The sequence below is a fragment of the Pseudonocardia sp. Ae331_Ps2 genome (assembly GCF_001932405.1).
Lineage (GTDB): Bacteria > Actinomycetota > Actinomycetes > Mycobacteriales > Pseudonocardiaceae > Pseudonocardia.
On sequence record NZ_MCIM01000001.1, the window covers coordinates 815,635 to 830,212 of the forward strand.

13 protein-coding genes are annotated in these 14,578 nt (G+C 73.7%); 3 read left to right on the forward strand and 10 right to left on the reverse strand.

Going from position 1 to position 14,578, the window contains the following annotated elements; genetic code table 11:
* Positions 1-20: 20 nt before the first annotated feature.
* From Ae331Ps2_RS03970 to Ae331Ps2_RS03985, 4 genes are all read right to left on the reverse strand, one after another.
* Entirely contained in the window at positions 21-1,130 is a 1,110-nt protein-coding gene (locus Ae331Ps2_RS03970) for a 1-acyl-sn-glycerol-3-phosphate acyltransferase (protein ID WP_075310624.1), read from the reverse strand.
* Positions 1,127-1,903 carry a GNAT family N-acetyltransferase gene (locus Ae331Ps2_RS03975; RefSeq protein ID WP_075310622.1) on the reverse strand — a complete coding sequence of 259 codons (777 nt, stop codon included), beginning with the start codon at positions 1,901-1,903 and terminating at the stop codon, positions 1,127-1,129. The genes Ae331Ps2_RS03970 and Ae331Ps2_RS03975 overlap by 4 nt, the downstream gene beginning before the upstream one ends.
* 187 nt (positions 1,904-2,090) lie before the next feature.
* Positions 2,091-3,038 (reverse strand): electron transfer flavoprotein subunit alpha/FixB family protein, encoded by a 948-nt coding sequence (locus Ae331Ps2_RS03980; RefSeq protein WP_075310620.1) that lies wholly within the window; start codon positions 3,036-3,038, stop codon positions 2,091-2,093.
* A gap of 42 nt (positions 3,039-3,080) precedes the next feature.
* The gene (locus tag Ae331Ps2_RS03985; protein WP_020626655.1) at positions 3,081-3,866 is read right to left on the reverse strand and encodes an electron transfer flavoprotein subunit beta/FixA family protein; all 786 of its coding nucleotides are present in this window, start codon (positions 3,864-3,866) and stop codon (positions 3,081-3,083) included.
* Between the two features lie 391 nt (positions 3,867-4,257).
* On the opposite strand from Ae331Ps2_RS03985, the gene Ae331Ps2_RS03990 reads away from it, so the two are divergent.
* Positions 4,258-4,554, forward strand: a complete 297-nt coding sequence (locus Ae331Ps2_RS03990) for a hypothetical protein (protein WP_075310618.1) — start codon at positions 4,258-4,260, stop codon at positions 4,552-4,554.
* A gap of 7 nt (positions 4,555-4,561) precedes the next feature.
* On the opposite strand, the gene Ae331Ps2_RS03995 is transcribed toward Ae331Ps2_RS03990, so the two are convergent.
* The 4 genes from Ae331Ps2_RS03995 to Ae331Ps2_RS04010 all read right to left on the reverse strand — a co-directional run bounded on the left by Ae331Ps2_RS03995 (position 4,562) and on the right by Ae331Ps2_RS04010 (position 10,435).
* Positions 4,562-5,974: an NAD(P)/FAD-dependent oxidoreductase gene (locus Ae331Ps2_RS03995; protein WP_075310616.1), complete on the reverse strand. Its 1,413-nt coding sequence runs from the start codon at positions 5,972-5,974 to the stop codon at positions 4,562-4,564.
* Positions 5,975-6,195: 221 nt separating this feature from the next.
* On the reverse strand, positions 6,196-6,966 hold the full coding sequence (locus Ae331Ps2_RS04000) for an SDR family NAD(P)-dependent oxidoreductase (RefSeq protein ID WP_075310614.1): 771 nt from the start codon (positions 6,964-6,966) through the stop codon (positions 6,196-6,198).
* 82 nt (positions 6,967-7,048) lie between these two features.
* A complete protein-coding gene (locus tag Ae331Ps2_RS04005; protein WP_075310612.1) occupies positions 7,049-8,851 on the reverse strand; it encodes a DUF3556 domain-containing protein in 1,803 nt (600 codons plus the stop codon).
* Positions 8,852-8,989: 138 nt separating this feature from the next.
* The gene (locus Ae331Ps2_RS04010; RefSeq protein ID WP_075310610.1) at positions 8,990-10,435 is read right to left on the reverse strand and encodes a class I adenylate-forming enzyme family protein; all 1,446 of its coding nucleotides are present in this window, start codon (positions 10,433-10,435) and stop codon (positions 8,990-8,992) included.
* A gap of 340 nt (positions 10,436-10,775) precedes the next feature.
* Here Ae331Ps2_RS04010 and Ae331Ps2_RS04015 point away from each other — a divergent pair, with 340 nt between their 5' ends.
* Both Ae331Ps2_RS04015 and Ae331Ps2_RS04020 read left to right on the forward strand, forming a co-directional pair.
* Positions 10,776-12,563 (forward strand): acyl-CoA dehydrogenase, encoded by a 1,788-nt coding sequence (locus tag Ae331Ps2_RS04015; RefSeq protein ID WP_075310608.1) that lies wholly within the window; start codon positions 10,776-10,778, stop codon positions 12,561-12,563.
* A gap of 10 nt (positions 12,564-12,573) precedes the next feature.
* Complete coding sequence (locus Ae331Ps2_RS04020) at positions 12,574-13,794, forward strand: helix-turn-helix domain-containing protein (RefSeq protein WP_020625246.1); 1,221 nt, start codon at positions 12,574-12,576, stop codon at positions 13,792-13,794.
* Between the two features lie 27 nt (positions 13,795-13,821).
* Here Ae331Ps2_RS04020 and Ae331Ps2_RS04025 read toward each other — a convergent pair whose 3' ends face one another.
* On the reverse strand, positions 13,822-14,028 hold the full coding sequence (locus Ae331Ps2_RS04025; protein ID WP_020625245.1) for a hypothetical protein: 207 nt from the start codon (positions 14,026-14,028) through the stop codon (positions 13,822-13,824).
* A 179-nt stretch (positions 14,029-14,207) separates the two neighbouring features.
* Complete coding sequence (locus Ae331Ps2_RS04030) at positions 14,208-14,432, reverse strand: hypothetical protein (protein WP_020625244.1); 225 nt, start codon at positions 14,430-14,432, stop codon at positions 14,208-14,210.
* Positions 14,433-14,578: the final 146 nt, after the last annotated feature.

Below are 14,578 nucleotides of genomic sequence, written 5' to 3' on the forward strand. Positions count from 1 at the left end.
GTCGTGGACGACCGTCCGTCTCACACGGCCGTGGCGGTCGCGGCGGGGCGCGGGTGACGGACCCGGTCGCGGGCCCGTGCGGCCAGCGCGCGCCGGTCGGTGCGCGGGCCCGGCTCGACGAGCTCGCCGACGGTGACCTCGCAGACCAGTCCGGGCAGCCGGAGCACCCGGCCGACGGTGTCGCCGAGGGTCTGCTCGCCGACGAACGCGGCGGCCGTCGTCGGCCGCCCGTCCGGGGTGGTGATCGCGACGGTGACCGGCCGGACCGGGGCCCCCGCGTCGATCGCGGCCTGGAACGGCGCGCGCCGGTAGTCCCCGGAGATCGCGCCGCACCACGTCGTCGCCTCGGGGAAGACCCCGACCAGCGTGCCACCCCGCAGCGCATCGGCGCAGGTCGCGACGGTGCCGGGCAGCCGGGACAGGCCCTCGCGGTGCACGAACAGGGTGCCGGTGCGGGCCGCGAGCGCACCGATCAGCGGCCAGTCCCTGACCTCCCGCTTGGCGAGCATGGTGACCGGGCCGATCGCGCCGAGCGCCGGGATGTCGATCCACGACGTGTGGTCGGCCACGACCAGCGCGCCCCGCCCGTCCGCGGGCGCCAGCGGTCCGCCGCGCACGACGAGCCGGACCCCGGCGGCGCCGAGCACCGCGCGGTGCAGCGCCCGCAGGACCGGCTCCAGCACGCGGGCACCGCACAGCGCGGCAACCGGGACGGTCGTCGCGGCCACCGCCAGCACCGCGAGCAGCGTCGCGGTGCGGCGGGCCAGGCGCAGCGTGCCGGTCGTCGTGCGCGGGGGCAGGCACTCCTGCGGGGTGCACGGTGACCAGGCCGCCCACGGCCCGCCGGGACGCTGCGACGCGGGCGGTGCCGGCGGGTGCGTGGGGTGGTCGACGACCGGGCGCACCGGGGTCCGCAGGGCGGCACGGGCCGGGTGGTGCGCAGCACCGCGTCGGTCCCCCGTCGCCGGGTCTGCCGGGGTGGGCGAGAGCGCCGGGTCCGCCGGGGTGGGCGGGAGCACCGCGGCCCCGGCGGAGGGGACGACAGCGGAGGCACGACCACGGGGCCGGAAGCGGCGGAGCGGGCGGAGGGGCGCGCCGGCGTCGCCCTCCGGTCCGGCGGCGAGGGTCATGCGCCCGTCACCCCGGCGGCGTCCTCGCCCAGGAAGAAGCGCAGGTAGCGCTGGTCGATGTGGTCCATCCCCAGCAGCACCGGGAAGTCCGCGACGCCGAAGTCCGGGTCGTGCGCGGGCGGCCCGCACACCCAGGTGCCCAGCCGCAGGTAGCCGCGCAGCAGCGGCGGGACCGCGACACCCCGGCCACGCGGGACGTCGGTCGGGTCCCAGGGGCGGAGCGGGACGGTGCGGTACTCGGAGGGGGCGAGGTGCTTGGCGCGGACCCGGTCCCAGACGCCCGCGGCCTGGGCGCCGCCGTCGGCCAGGGAGACGCTGGCGCAGCCGATCAGCCAGCGGTGCCCGGTGAGCAGCATGTAGCGGGCGAGCCCGGCCCACGCCAGCCCGACGACGGCGCCGCCGCGGTGGTCGGGGTGCACGCAGGAGCGCCCGGTCTCGACGATGCCGGACCGCAGCGGGTCGAGGTTGGTGAGGTCGAACTCGCCGTCGGCGTAGAGGCCGCCCGCGGCGCGCGCCCGCTGCGGCGGGAGCATCCGGTAGGTGCCGACGATCTCGCCGGTGGCGTCCTCGCGGACCACGAGGTGGTCGCAGTGGGCGTCGAAGCGGTCGACGTCGCGGCCGGGGACGGCGCTGTCGAGCCGGGCGCCGAGCTCGTCCGCGAACACCCGGTGCCGCAGCGCCTGCGCCGCGGCGACGTCGCCGTCGTCGGTCGTGAGGAGCAGGGAGTACCGCCGGGCCGCGGTCTCCGGGGTCGAGACGATCACCTGGGTCACACCGGGTTGGTACCGGGCGGGTGCGACACCCGGACGGTTCCGCGACGACACGTCGGTGGCATCGGAGTGAACGGTCCCGGACAGGTGTCGTCGCAGGCAGGAGCAGGTGAACGGGCCCCGCACACACGACGACGCCCGGGTGCGCGGGGCACCCGGGCGTCGAGCGTGTGGTGGCGGACCGGGAGGGTCAGCCCTTGCGCTTGGCGACTTCCTCCTGCAGCTGCGGCGCGACCTTGAACAGGTCGCCGACGATGCCGAAGTCGGCGATCTCGAAGATCGGCGCCTCCTCGTCCTTGTTCACCGCGATGATCGTCTTCGACGTCTGCATGCCGGCACGGTGCTGGATCGCGCCGGAGATGCCGAGGGCGATGTAGAGCTGCGGCGAGACCGACTTGCCGGTCTGGCCGACCTGGAACTGCGGCGGGTAGTAGCCGGAGTCCACCGCGGCACGCGAGGCACCGACGGCGGCACCGAGGGAGTCCGCCAGACCCTCGACGACGCTGAAGTCCTCGGCCGAGCCGACACCGCGGCCACCGGAGACGATCACCGTCGCCTCGGTCAGCTCCGGACGCGACCCGCCCTGGATCGGCTCACGGCCGGTCACGGTCGCGGCACGCCCCGACGGCGCCGGGACCTCGACGGTCTCGCGGGCACCCGCACCGGCGGCCGGGGAGATCTCGACCGAGCCCGGGCGCACCGTGATGACCGGGTGCTCGGTGTTGGCCTTCGCCTCGGCGGTGTAGGCACCACCGAAGATCGAGTGCGAGACGCCGTCGGCGGAGACGCCCACGACGTCGGACAGCAGCCCGGAGTTCGTGCGGATCGCCAGGCGGCCGGCGACCTCCTTGCCGTTGCCGGTGGCCGCGAGCAGCACGGCGGCCGGGGAGGCGGAGTTCACCAGCGACTCCAGGACCGTCGTCTCCGGGGAGAGGAAGTCGGTGGAGTCGGTCTCGGCGACGTAGATCTTCTCGGCGCCGTGCTCGGTCAGGCCGTCGGCCAGCTTGTCGGCGGTGCCCGCCGGGCCGACGACGACCGCCGACGGCTCGCCCAGCGCGCGGGCGGCGGTCAGCAGCTCGTAGGTGGTCTTCTTGATGTCGCCGTCGACGTGGTCGACGAGGACCAGAACCTCAGCCATGAATATCTCCTGTGCAGAAGTGGTGTCGGTCGTCGATCAGCGTCAGATCAGCTTCTGGCCGACCAGGAACTCGGCGATCTTCGCGCCGCCGTCGCCCTCGTCGGTGACCTTCTCGCCGGCCTGCTTCGGCGGCTTCGGCGACGCCGACACGACCGAGGTCAGGGCGTTCGCCAGCCCGACCTCGGAGGGGTCGATCCCGGCGCCGGCCAGGTCGAGGGTCTGCACCGGCTTCTTCTTCGCCGCCATGATCCCCTTGAAGGAGGGGTAGCGCGGCTCGTTCGACTTCTCGCCGACCGAGACCACGGCGGGCAGCTCGGCGGTCAGGTGGGTGACGCCCTCGTCGGTCTCCCGCTTGGCCTTCACCGTGGTGCCCTCGACGGACAGCTCGTTGGCGTGGGTCAGCGACGGCACACCGAGCAGCTCGGCGATCATCGCCGGGACCGCACCGATCTGGCCGTCCGAGGCCGAGTTGCCCGCGATGACCAGGTCCCAGCCCTCGACGGTGCCGATCAGCTTGGTCAGCGCCTTCGCGGTCTGCACCGCGCACGAGCCGTGGATCGCGGAGTCCGACAGGTGCACCGCGGAGTCCGCGCCCATCGACAGCGCCTTGCGGATCGCGTCGGTGGCCCGGTCCGGGCCCATGCACACGACGACGACCTCGGAGCCGTCGTTCGCCTCCTTGAGCAGCAGGGCCTGCTCCACGGCGCGCTCGTTGATCTCGTCGATCACCGCCTCGGCACCCTCCCGGTCGAGGGTGTGGTCGGAGTCGGACAGCTTCCGCTCCGAGTAGGTGTCGGCCACCTGCTTCACCAGGGTCACGATCTTCATAGGACCTCTTCGACCTCCTGCCGCGGCGGCCTGCGCCCACGCGCACACCGCGTCGTCCTCTTCGCGATCCGCCCCGTCGGGGTCCGGACCGTCTCGCGTCACCGTGACGGTGCTGCGCCGCGCGCTCTCGCAAGAGCGGGGTGGGCCGCGGCGTCGCGCCCGTCGTAGCCGGTGACTCTGCCACTGGTCGTGCCGTAATGGCACGCCGTGCCACTGTGACGTTCATTGTTACCAACGAGTAGCGCCCCGGCAAACCGGGGTCGGTCGTGACCGTACTCACGCGCGGTTCTCCTCACCTGGTGCACGCACGACGTCACACGCCGTACGCCCTGATCGGGGGTGGGGTTTCGCTACCGTCGACATCTCGCGCACTCGGCAGGAGGGAGCCGTCGTGCAGGTGACGGGGTTCGACGACCGTCTGGGGACCGGCTACGTGCTCAGCACGGGGCCGCACGCCGAATCCGACGTTGCGGGCAGCAGGACGGTGGAGCACGGCGGTATCACCGTCCAGGCCACCGAGGGTCTGGCCGCGATGCTGGAGGACGCGCTGGTCCACCGGCCCACCACCCGTCTGGGGTGGGGCGGGCCGGAGGTGCCGCTGACCCTGGAGGACACGACGCTGCTGGCGTGGCTGCGCCAGGACATCGGCGGGGTGGTGGCCGTCAGCGGGGAGCCCGAGCCCGTCTGAGCCGCCCTCAGCGGCCCAGGTGGGCGAGCGCGCGGCGCGCGGCGTGCGCGCCGCACATCCCGTGCGCACCCGGTCCGGGCGGCGTCGCGGCCGAGCAGAGGAAGTGCCCCGGTGCTCCGGTGTCGTAGGGCTGCACCGTCGTGCGCGGCCCGAGGACCAGCTGTCGCAGGTCCTTGGCGCCGGTGAGGATGTTCCCGCCGACGTAGTTCGGGTTCCCCGCGAACGCGGCCGGGTCGGTGACCAGGGTCCCGACGACCCGCTCCCCGAACCCGGGAGCGAACCGCTCGATCTGCGCGGTGATCGCCGCGGTCGCGTCACCGGTGTACCCGTACGGGACGTGCGCGTAGGCGTAGACCGGGTACACGTCGCCGACCGACCGCGTCGGGTCGGCCAGGTACTGCTGCCCGACCAGTACGAACGGACGCTCCGGCATCCGGCCCGCGTGCACCTCGCGCTCGACGAGCGCGGTCTCCGCGGCCGACCCGGCGACGTGCACGGTCCCGGCCCGCCGCGCCCCGGGGGACGTCCACGGGATCCCGCCCTGCACCGCGTAGTCGACCTTGAACGCGGCCGGGCCGTACCGGAACCGCCGGTAGGCCCGCGCGGCCCGCGGCGGCAGACGGTCGCCGAGCAGCTGCGGGAGCCGGTCGGGGCCGACGTCCCACACCACGACGTCCGGGTCGCCCAGCTCGTCGGCGGAGCGGACGTGCACGCCCGTCTCGATCTTCGCTCCGTGTCCGGCGAGCACCGCGGCCAGCGCGTCGGAGATCGCCCGGGAGCCGCCCTGCGCGACGCCCCAGCCGTAGCGGTGCCCCGCGGTGAGGATGCCCATCCCGATCGCGCTCGACAGCGGGCGGTTCAGCGGCCGGAACGCGTGCGCGGCCGTGCCGAGGAACAGGGCGCGGCCCCGCTCGGTGCGGAACGCCCGTGCCAGCAGCTCGGCCGGCAGGACGGTCGGCGCACCGAAGCGGGCGAGCAGCAGCGGGTGGCCCGGGAATCGCAGCAACGGGCCCAGGAAGTCCTGGGACAGCGCGTCGTAGTTCCGGGACGGGCTGCCGAACAGCGCACGCCACAGCGGCCCGTCGGCGCCCAGGCCCGCCGCGGTGTCGGCGACGGAGCGCAGCAGGACGCCGGCGTCGCCGTCGTCGAGGGGGTGGGCGCAGTCGACCTCGGGCAGGCGCCACCGCAGCCCGTGCCGGTCCAGGCCCAGCTCGGCCAGGACCGGCGAGCCGACCGCCATCGGGTGCACCGCCGAGCAGTGGTCGACGAGCAGGCCGGGCACGATCGCCTCGACCGTGCGGGTGCCACCGCCGATCTCGTCGGCGGCCTCCAGCACGGTGACCTCGACCCCGGCCCTGGCGAGCACGGCGGCGGCGGCGAGACCGTTGGGGCCGGAACCGACGACCGTCGCGGTGCTCATGTGTGTTCTCCCGTTCCAGCGGACCGACAGCAGGTGGTTCCCCCGCCGTCGCAGTTGTACCCGGACCCGGTGGCACAGGACGCCCCGTCCCGGGGACGGCTCACGACCGACCCTGTGTCCCGGCGGTGCGGGGGCCCGGTCGCGACGACGCGGGCGAGCCGATCATCGTGGCGGTCCGCCACACCGCCACGCAGACGCGACGGGGGTTCCCGGGGGCTTCCTCAGAGCAGCGACGCATCGAGTCCGCCGTCCAGGACCAGGCCGCTCCCGGTGCAGAACCGGGACCGCTCGCTGGCGAAGAACAGCGCCGCCTCGGCGACGTCGGCAGGGGTGCCGTAGCCCCCCTGCTTCTGCGCGATGAGACCGTCGAACCCGCCGGCGGGCAGTCCGAGCGCCGCCTCGAACCCCGGCTGCGCCGCCGTCACCAGGTCGGTGTCGATGAAGCCGGGCAGCAGCGCGTTGACCCGCACGCCGTGGGGCCGGAACTCCGTCGCCGCGGTCTTGGTCAGGTTCACGACGGCGGCCTTGGCGGCGGCGTAGTGGCCGATCAGCGGCGAACCGGTGGTCGCGGTGACCGAGGCGAGGGTGACGATCGTGCCGCCGCCCGCGGCGATGATCGCCGGGGCCGCGTAGCGGATCGACAGGAAGACCCCGTCGAGGTTCACCGAGGTGACCGCGCGCCAGGCGGCGAGGTCCATCTCCAGCAGCGGCTCGGGCCGCCCGACGCCGGCGTTGGGCACCATCACGTGCAGTCCGCCGTGCCGTTCGACGGCGTGGGCCACCAGCGCCTGCACCTGCGCCTCGTCGCGCACGTCGCACGCCAGGTACGAGGCGCCCGCGATCCCGTCCGCGACCGACTTCGCGGCGGCCTCGTCGATGTCGGAGACGACGACCGTCGCGCCCTCGGCGCCGAAGCGCTCCGCGATGGCCCGTCCCAGTCCCTTGCCCGCGCCGGTCACGATCGCGACCCGGCCGTTCAGTGCGTCACCCATGGTGCGTTCCTTCTTCGTCGATGGGACGTCGGATGGGTCGGCGGGGCGGGCGGGCGTCGTGCTCCGCCCGCCCCGCCGGGACTCAGACCGCCGGGGCCCCGGCGGTGTCCTCGTCGGCGGCCGACCGCTGCGGGGCACGCCAGGTGACGGTCAGCGGGATGGGCCCGTTCGGCAGCCACGGCTGCTCGTTCACCGCGTCGGCCACGTTCCAGTACCCGCGCTCGACGACGCCGAGCGCCGCGTCGATCAGCTGGTAGTGCTGGACCTTCGCGTGGATCGCCTGCGACTCCACCCAGCAGACGACGAGCTCGCCCGGGGCGAAGCCGACCCGCCGCTGGACCGCGGCGATCATGTGCGCGTCGTGCAGGTGACCGTCGCCGAAGTTGAAGCCGATCAAGGAGTTGCAGGTGAACTCGGCCTCACGCACGGTGCGGGAGTCGAGGTCGTCGAGCCGGGCCGACAGCACCGAGAACAGCCCGCGGCCCTGCGAGTGCATCGACCGCCAGGCGATCGTCTGCTGCATGGTGACCTCCGCGACGGCCGCGGGGTAGCCCATCGCCCGGAGCTGGTCGACCTGGTTCCTGGTCGGCCGGTGCGCGATCGAGTTGAGCTTCTCCTCGGCGCCGGGGGCGAAGGTCCACAGCGCCGACGCCCAGTTCCCGGCGTACTGGCGCATCGACGGGAGGAAGGACACGAGGTCCGGGCGCAGGTTGCCGAGGACCGGGAAGAACGCCAGCGCGGCGACGATCACCAGGGTCAGCGCCGGGGAGGACATGTCGGTGACGCCGAAGCCGTCGCCGTTGGGGAAGCCGAGGAACAGGAACACGGCGAGGTAGCCGAACAGGATGTTCCACTCCAGCGGCACGGCCAGCGGGAACGTCGAGGTGATGAACAGGTGGAACACCACCATGAGGACCACCCCGGCCAGCGTCAGCCAGTAGTTGGTGGAGAACAGCAGCACCAGCGGGGTGATGATCTCGACGGTGGTGCCGCCGACGTGCGCCATGAACGTCGCGAGCTTCGACGGGCGGATGTCGCGCGGGAAGTCCCGGTAGTGGGCCCGCTTGACCCACTTCGACGGGACGCACGGGCTGTTGGACACCATCGGCGGGATCACGTTGGTGAAGTGCCGACCGAACTTGGACACGCCCGCCCCGATCCACACCGCGCAGATCAGCAGCTTCGCCGCGACGATCATGTCGACGAAGGGCAGGACACCGAAGAACACCATCGCCGGCAGGTACTGCTCACCGCGGGAGGCGAGGAAGATCGTCTTGTCGCGCAGGCCGCAGAGGATCAGCAGCACGATCGGCGCGACCATCAGCCATGGCGCGACCAGACCGGAGGTGTTGTCGGGCAGCACCGCCGACAGCGACGCGCTCGGCACGCCGGGCAGCACGACAGCGGTCAGCAGCGAGGCGAGCAGACCCAGGTAGAGCACGACGTCGAGCACCGTGCGGGTGTCGCCGTCGGTCCCCGGGACCGCCTTCCACGGACGCAGCCGGATGGTCCCGGGGCGGGCCCAGAACAGGATGCCACCGGTCATCGGCTTGAACTTGCCCGCGATCGGACCCCAGGAGCCCGCGACGCCGATCGCCTCCAGCAGCACCGTCCACAGCACGAGCTTCTGGTAGACGATGGGCTCGTTCCACCAGCCCGCGACGTCCCAGACCGGGCCGACGCCGGAGGTCCAGGTGATCAGGGTGGTGCCCACGAGCACGTAGAGGACCACCAGCTTGACGACGTAGGTCGTCGGGATCATCTTCGGCGATCCGAAGCCGTACTCCACCCAGTGCAGGGCGAGCGCCTTCGTGCGTTCGAACAGCGGCTTGTCGAGGAAGGTGTCGAGATCGACCGGGGGGAAGTCCCCCGTCTTGAACCCCATTGTTCATCCCCTTTCGGAGGGTGGCATGCGGTAGCCGTCCGCGGGCGTTTCCGGGCAGGTCGGCTCCCCCGCCGGACCGGGGCGGTCCGCGGGAGGTCGGTGTCGTATCGGTGTCGGGTCGTGCCGGGTCGTGCCGGGTCAGCCGGTCGGGACTGCCGCCCGGCGCAGGGTGGGTTTGTCGATCTTGCCGACGGAGTTCTTCGGCAGGGCGTCCACGATCGTGATCCGGGTGGGGATCTTGATCCGGGCCAGTCGCCCCGCGCAGTGCTCGACGAGCTCCTCCGGGCTCGCGACGGCCCCGGGGAGCAGGGCCACGTGGGCGACGGGGACCTCGCCGAGGACCGGGTCGGCGGCACCGACCACGGCGGCCTCGTGCACGGCCGGGTGCGCGTAGAGCGCGTTCTCGATCTCCTTGGGGTAGAGGTTCTCCCCACCTCGGATGATCATGTCCTTGATCCGGTCGACCAGGACCAGGTAGCCGTCGTCGTCGAACCGGCCGACGTCGCCGGTGTGCAGCCAGCCGTCGCGGATCGTCTCGGCGGTGACCCCGGGCAGGTTCAGGTAGCCGCGCATCACGTTCGGACCGGAGATCACGACCTCGCCCGGGCCGTCGTCGACGAGGGTGCCGTCGGGGCCCATCAGCGCGACGGTCTGTCCTGGGAGCGGCAGTCCGACGGTGCCGGGACGGCGCGGCCCGCCGGGCGGGTTCAGGGTCGAGGCGCAGGTGCCCTCGGAGAGTCCGTACCCCTCCACCAGCGGCACGTCGAACCGGCCCTCGAAACGGGCGATCAGCTCGGCGGGCATGGGCGCCGCCCCGCAGATGACCAGGCGCAGCGAGCTCGTGTCGGCCACCGCGTCGGCGGGCAGGGCGGCGAGCATGGCGTAGATCGCGGGGACCGCGGAGAAGTAGGTGGGCCGGACCCGGGCGACCACGTCGAGGAAGGTCTCCGCCCGGAACCGGCCGGCGATCGTGGTGCGCCCGCCTGCCAGGAGCGGGGACAGGACGGAGACGACGATGCCGTTGACGTGGAACAGCGGCAGGATCAGCAGGCTGTGGTCGGTGTCGTCGAGCCCGATCCCGGCGATGATCATCTCGCACATGGCGCGGACGTTGCGGTGGTCGAGCATGACGCCCTTGGGCCGCCCGGTGGTACCGCTGGTGTAGATCAGCAGGGCCAGCGCGTCGTCGTCGGTGACCGGTTCCGGCGCGGCGGCCGGGTCCCCGGCCAGCTCGGCGACGTCGAGGGTCACCAGCGGCGACGCCGCCCGTTCCCCCACCACGACACGCGCGGCGGAGTCGGTGATCTGGTGCCCCGCCTCGTCGACGGTCAGTGCCGGGTTGACCGGGGTGACGGCGGCCCCGAGCCGCCAGGCCGCGAACAGGGTGACCACGAGCTCGACCCGGTTGGGCAGCACGACCGCGACCACGTCGCCCCGACCGGCCCCCGCGGCGTGCAGGGCGGCGGCAGCACCCGCGACGGCGTCGGCGAACGCCGCGTTGTCGAGCGCGCGGGTCTCGTCGGCGATGCACGGTCCGGTCGGCGCAGCCCGGACGCGATCCTGCGGGAGCACGGCGATGTGCATCGGGGTCCTTCCCCTCGGTGTCGGACACGGCGTCGTCGATCGACCCGCCCAAGGTAGGAGCGCCGTGTGACCGACGCCATGGGCGTGGATCACGAACCCGGCCGGGCCGGTTGTACCGAGGACACAAAGCAGCGCCGAGTTCCTCGCGCTGCACCACTCGGACCGCGATCCTCGTCCGGGACGGACGTGCCGCGGTACCCACGACGATCCCCTCGCCGCGCGGGCCGGCGGTCGGTCACCGGTACGGTCCTGCCGCTCGACGGCGGCCCGTCCCGACCCGCTCACCGCGCCCGACCCGCCGACCCGCCCGATCCGCCGCCCCCGACCCGAAGGAGCCGTCATGGCCGCACCGTCGCAGCTGCTGTCCCGCAGCGACCTGGACTTCCTGCTGCACGACTGGCTCGACGTCACCGCGTTGACCGCCCGTCCGCGGTTCGCCGAGCACTCCCGGGAGACCGTCGACGCCGTCCTCGACGTCTGCGCCGAGATCGCGGCCGAGCGGTTCCGCCCGCACAACAAGCGCAACGACGCCGAGGAACCGCGCTTCGTCGACGGCCGCGTCGAGATGCACCCGGAGGTGACACCCGCGCTGGCGGCGCTGGCCGGCACCGGCCTGCTCGGTGCCACCGCCGACGCCGACGCGGGCGGCCTGCAGCTCCCCCAGGTCGTGCACACGGCGTGCTCGGCGTGGTTCGCGGCGGCGAACATCAGCACCTTCGCCTACGCCATGCTCACCACGGCGAACGCGAACCTGCTGCTCGCGCACGGTTCCCCGGAGCAGGTGGACACCTGGGTGCGGCCGATGCTGGAGGGCCGCTTCCACGGCACGATGTGCCTGTCGGAGACCCAGGCCGGGTCGTCGCTGGCCGACATCACCACCCGCGCCGAGCCCCGCGGCGACGGCACGTACCGGATCACCGGCACCAAGATGTGGATCTCCGGCGGGGACCACGAGCTCGGCGAGAACATCGTCCACCTGGTGCTCGCGAAGATCCCCGGCGGTCCGGCGGGGGTGAAGGGCATCTCGCTGTTCGTGGTGCCGAAGTTCCTGCCCGACGGGGACCGCAACGACGTCGTGCTCGCCGGACTGAACCACAAGATGGGCTACCGCGGCACCACCAACACCGTGCTGAACTTCGGCGAGGGCGCGCACACCCCGGGTGGCGAGCCGGGGGCGGTCGGACACCTCGTCGGCGAGCCGCACACCGGGCTCGCGCAGATGTTCCACATGATGAACGAGGCCCGGGTCGGTGTCGGTGCCGGCGCGGTGGCGCTGGGCTACACCGGCCAGCTCGCCGCGGTGGAGTACGCGCGGAGCCGGCCGCAGGGCCGCCCGGTCGACGCGAAGGACCCGGCGGCGCCGCAGGTCCCGATCGTCGACCACGCCGACGTCCGGCGGATGCTGCTCGCGGGCAAGTCCTACGTGGAGGGTGGGCTGGGCCTGGTCCTGTACTGCGGGCGGCTGCTCGACGACCAGCGCACCGCCGAGGACCCGGCCGACCGCGAGCGGGCCGGGCTGCTGCTCGACGTGCTCACCCCGATCGCGAAGAGCTGGCCGTCGCAGTGGTGCCTGGCGGCCAACGACCTGGCGATCCAGGTGCACGGCGGCTACGGCTACACCCGCGAGTACGACGTCGAGCAGCACTACCGCGACAACCGGCTCAACCCGATCCACGAGGGCACCCACGGCATCCAGGGCCTGGACCTGCTCGGACGCAAGCTCGCCATGCGCGGCGCCGCCGGGCTCGACGCCCTCGACGCGGTGCTCGCCGCGACCGTCGCACGGGGCCGCGCCGCGGGCGGCGAGGCGGCCGAGCACGCCGACGCGCTCGACGCGGCCCGGGTGCGGCTGGTGGAGGTGACCCGCGCGCTGCACGCCGAACCCGACGTCGCGGCGCGGCTCGCGAACGCCTCGGTGCACCTGGAGGCGACCGGGCACGTCGTCGTCGCGTGGGTGTGGCTGGAGCAGCTGCTCGCCGCCGCCGGCCGCGACGACGACCTGGGCCGGGGCAAGCGGGCCGCCGCCCGGTACTTCTTCCGCTACGAGCTGCCGCGGACCGGGCCCTGGTTCGACCTGCTCGCGTCGCTGGACCGGACCACCGTCGACCTCGATCCGGCCTGGCTCTAGGTTCGTCGTCGTGCCCGCCGACGTCGACGAGGTCGTGGCGGCCGTCGCCCGCGACATCGAGGCCCGGCTGCCCGAGCTGACCACCGAGATGACCGACTGGTTCGTCGGGGTCATCCCGGAGTTCCGGCACGACGAGACGGTCCGGCGGCTGATGGTCGCGAGCACCGCGGCGAACCTGTCGGCGATCGTCGGGATGCTCGCGCACGCCATCCCGATGGAGCAGATCACGGTGCCGCCGGCGGCCGCCGAGTACGCCCGCCGGTTCGCCCAGTACGAGCTGTCGCTGGAGGCGCTGCTGCGCGCCTACCGGCTCGGCGAGCACATGTTCGACCAGTGGGCGATCGACGCGCTGCGCCGGCTGGACCGGCCGGGTCCCGACCCGCTCACCGTCCTGTCCGAGCTGACCGGCCGCACCAACCGCTACATCGACCAGGTCATCGGAGGCCTGATCGACATCTACGAGACCGAGCGACGGCGGTGGAGCACGCGTTCCGGCGCCGACATCGCCGCGCGGGTGCGGATGGTCCTGGAGACCGAACCGCTGAGCGAGGCCGCCGCCCGCGAGCTGCTCGGGATCCCGGTCGGGGGCTGGCACCGGGCCGCGGTGCTGTGGGCGCCCGGGGCGGCGGGCGAGCCGGTCGACGACGCCGTCCTCCAGGCCGGGGCACGGCTGCTCGGCGAGGCGTCGAGCCGACCACCGCTGACCGTGCTCGCCGACAGCCGCACCCTGTGGGCGTGGCACAGCGCGCCCGACGTGCCCCCGCTCGACGTCGCACTGCTGCGGGAGCGGCTGCCGGGGCACCTGCGCCTCGCGCTCGGCGGAGCGGGCCGGGGCCTGGCCGGGTTCCGCGGGTCACTGGCGGAGGCCGTCCGGGCGCGGGCTGTCGCCGAGACCGACGAGGCCCGCCCGGCGGTCACCGACTTCGACGAGGTCGCGGTCGCCGCGCTGCTGACCGACCGGTCCGACGAGCTGCGCCGCTGGGTGGACCGGGTGCTGGCCGGGCTGACCTGCGAGGAGCCGGGCGTGGACCAGCTCCGGGCGACGCTGCGGGTCTTCCTGGCCGAGGGCGGCAGCTACACCCGGGCCGCGGCCCGGCTGCACCTGCACAAGAACACCGTGCACTACCGGGTGCGCAAGGCCGAGGAACTGCTCGGACGCCCGGTCGGGAAGGACCGGCTGCAGGTCGAGGTGGCGCTGCTGGCGGCCTCGCTGCTGCGGGGACGGCTGTAGGACTCAGCCGACGGACGGCTGTAGGGCTCAGCCGACGCGGCGGCCGGGCGGGGGCTCGGCGTCGGCGCGGTCCTCCTCGGGCACGACCATCGACAGCACCTCGCCGAGGGCCTCGTCGTCCATCGCGCGCGGCTCGACCGGCTCGTCACCGAGCACGCCCGACACCACCCAGGAACCGGACCGCCCGGTGATGGTGAGCGACAGCGTCTCGTTCTCGTCCGCCGGGTCGTTCATCCTGGGCTCCTCTCGGCACGACGCCGTGGGCGTCACCCGACCCGCACGGCCGGGGGAAGGGCGGATACCCGTCGGTGGGCCGGCGGTACCCGTCCGGGAGCGATCGCACGGCGACCGGCACGAACCGTGCGCCGACCGCGAACCGGACGTGCGCGACCCGACTGAGGCCCTAGTGCGGCTCAGCCCGGGTGCCGGCGGCCGGGCGCGGGGGCCGGGTACGCGGGGCCGTGCGCGGCCGACGGGGGGACCGGCAGCATCGCCCACAGCATCTCGGCGAGGGCGCCGTCGTCCAACCCCTTGAGCGGCAGCGGTTCCCGGCCGAGCACACCCGACACGAGCCAGGATCCGCTACGGCCGGTGATGGTCAGCGTCACCGTGTCCTCGTCGGTCGCGATGTCGGTCATGGGTCTCCCTCCGTCGTGCCTGGCAGGTCCTGCGTCGGGCTCCACGTCTCCAGACGTCCGCGGTGACGCTGCGTTGCCCCGCGTCGACGAGCGGTAGCGCACGCGAGGGGACCGGTGGGAGGTCTCACCGACGGGCGTGGTGAAGT

Excerpts from the sequence above, each read along its gene's own strand:
- Ae331Ps2_RS04000 (WP_075310614.1), bottom strand. The coding sequence starts at position 6,966 with ATGGGTGACGCACTGAACGGCCGGGTCGCGATCGTGACCGGCGCGGGC.
- Ae331Ps2_RS04025 (WP_020625245.1), bottom strand. The coding sequence starts at position 14,028 with ATGAACGACCCGGCGGACGAGAACGAGACGCTGTCGCTCACCATCACC.
- Ae331Ps2_RS03995 (WP_075310616.1), bottom strand. The coding sequence starts at position 5,974 with ATGAGCACCGCGACGGTCGTCGGTTCCGGCCCCAACGGTCTCGCCGCC.
- Ae331Ps2_RS04005 (WP_075310612.1), bottom strand. The coding sequence starts at position 8,851 with ATGGGGTTCAAGACGGGGGACTTCCCCCCGGTCGATCTCGACACCTTC.
- Ae331Ps2_RS04030 (WP_020625244.1), bottom strand. The coding sequence starts at position 14,432 with ATGACCGACATCGCGACCGACGAGGACACGGTGACGCTGACCATCACC.
- Ae331Ps2_RS04010 (WP_075310610.1), bottom strand. The coding sequence starts at position 10,435 with ATGCACATCGCCGTGCTCCCGCAGGATCGCGTCCGGGCTGCGCCGACC.
- Ae331Ps2_RS03970 (WP_075310624.1), bottom strand. The coding sequence starts at position 1,130 with ATGACCCTCGCCGCCGGACCGGAGGGCGACGCCGGCGCGCCCCTCCGC.
- Ae331Ps2_RS03980 (WP_075310620.1), bottom strand. The coding sequence starts at position 3,038 with ATGGCTGAGGTTCTGGTCCTCGTCGACCACGTCGACGGCGACATCAAG.
- Ae331Ps2_RS04015 (WP_075310608.1), top strand. The coding sequence starts at position 10,776 with ATGGCCGCACCGTCGCAGCTGCTGTCCCGCAGCGACCTGGACTTCCTG.
- Ae331Ps2_RS03985 (WP_020626655.1), bottom strand. The coding sequence starts at position 3,866 with ATGAAGATCGTGACCCTGGTGAAGCAGGTGGCCGACACCTACTCGGAG.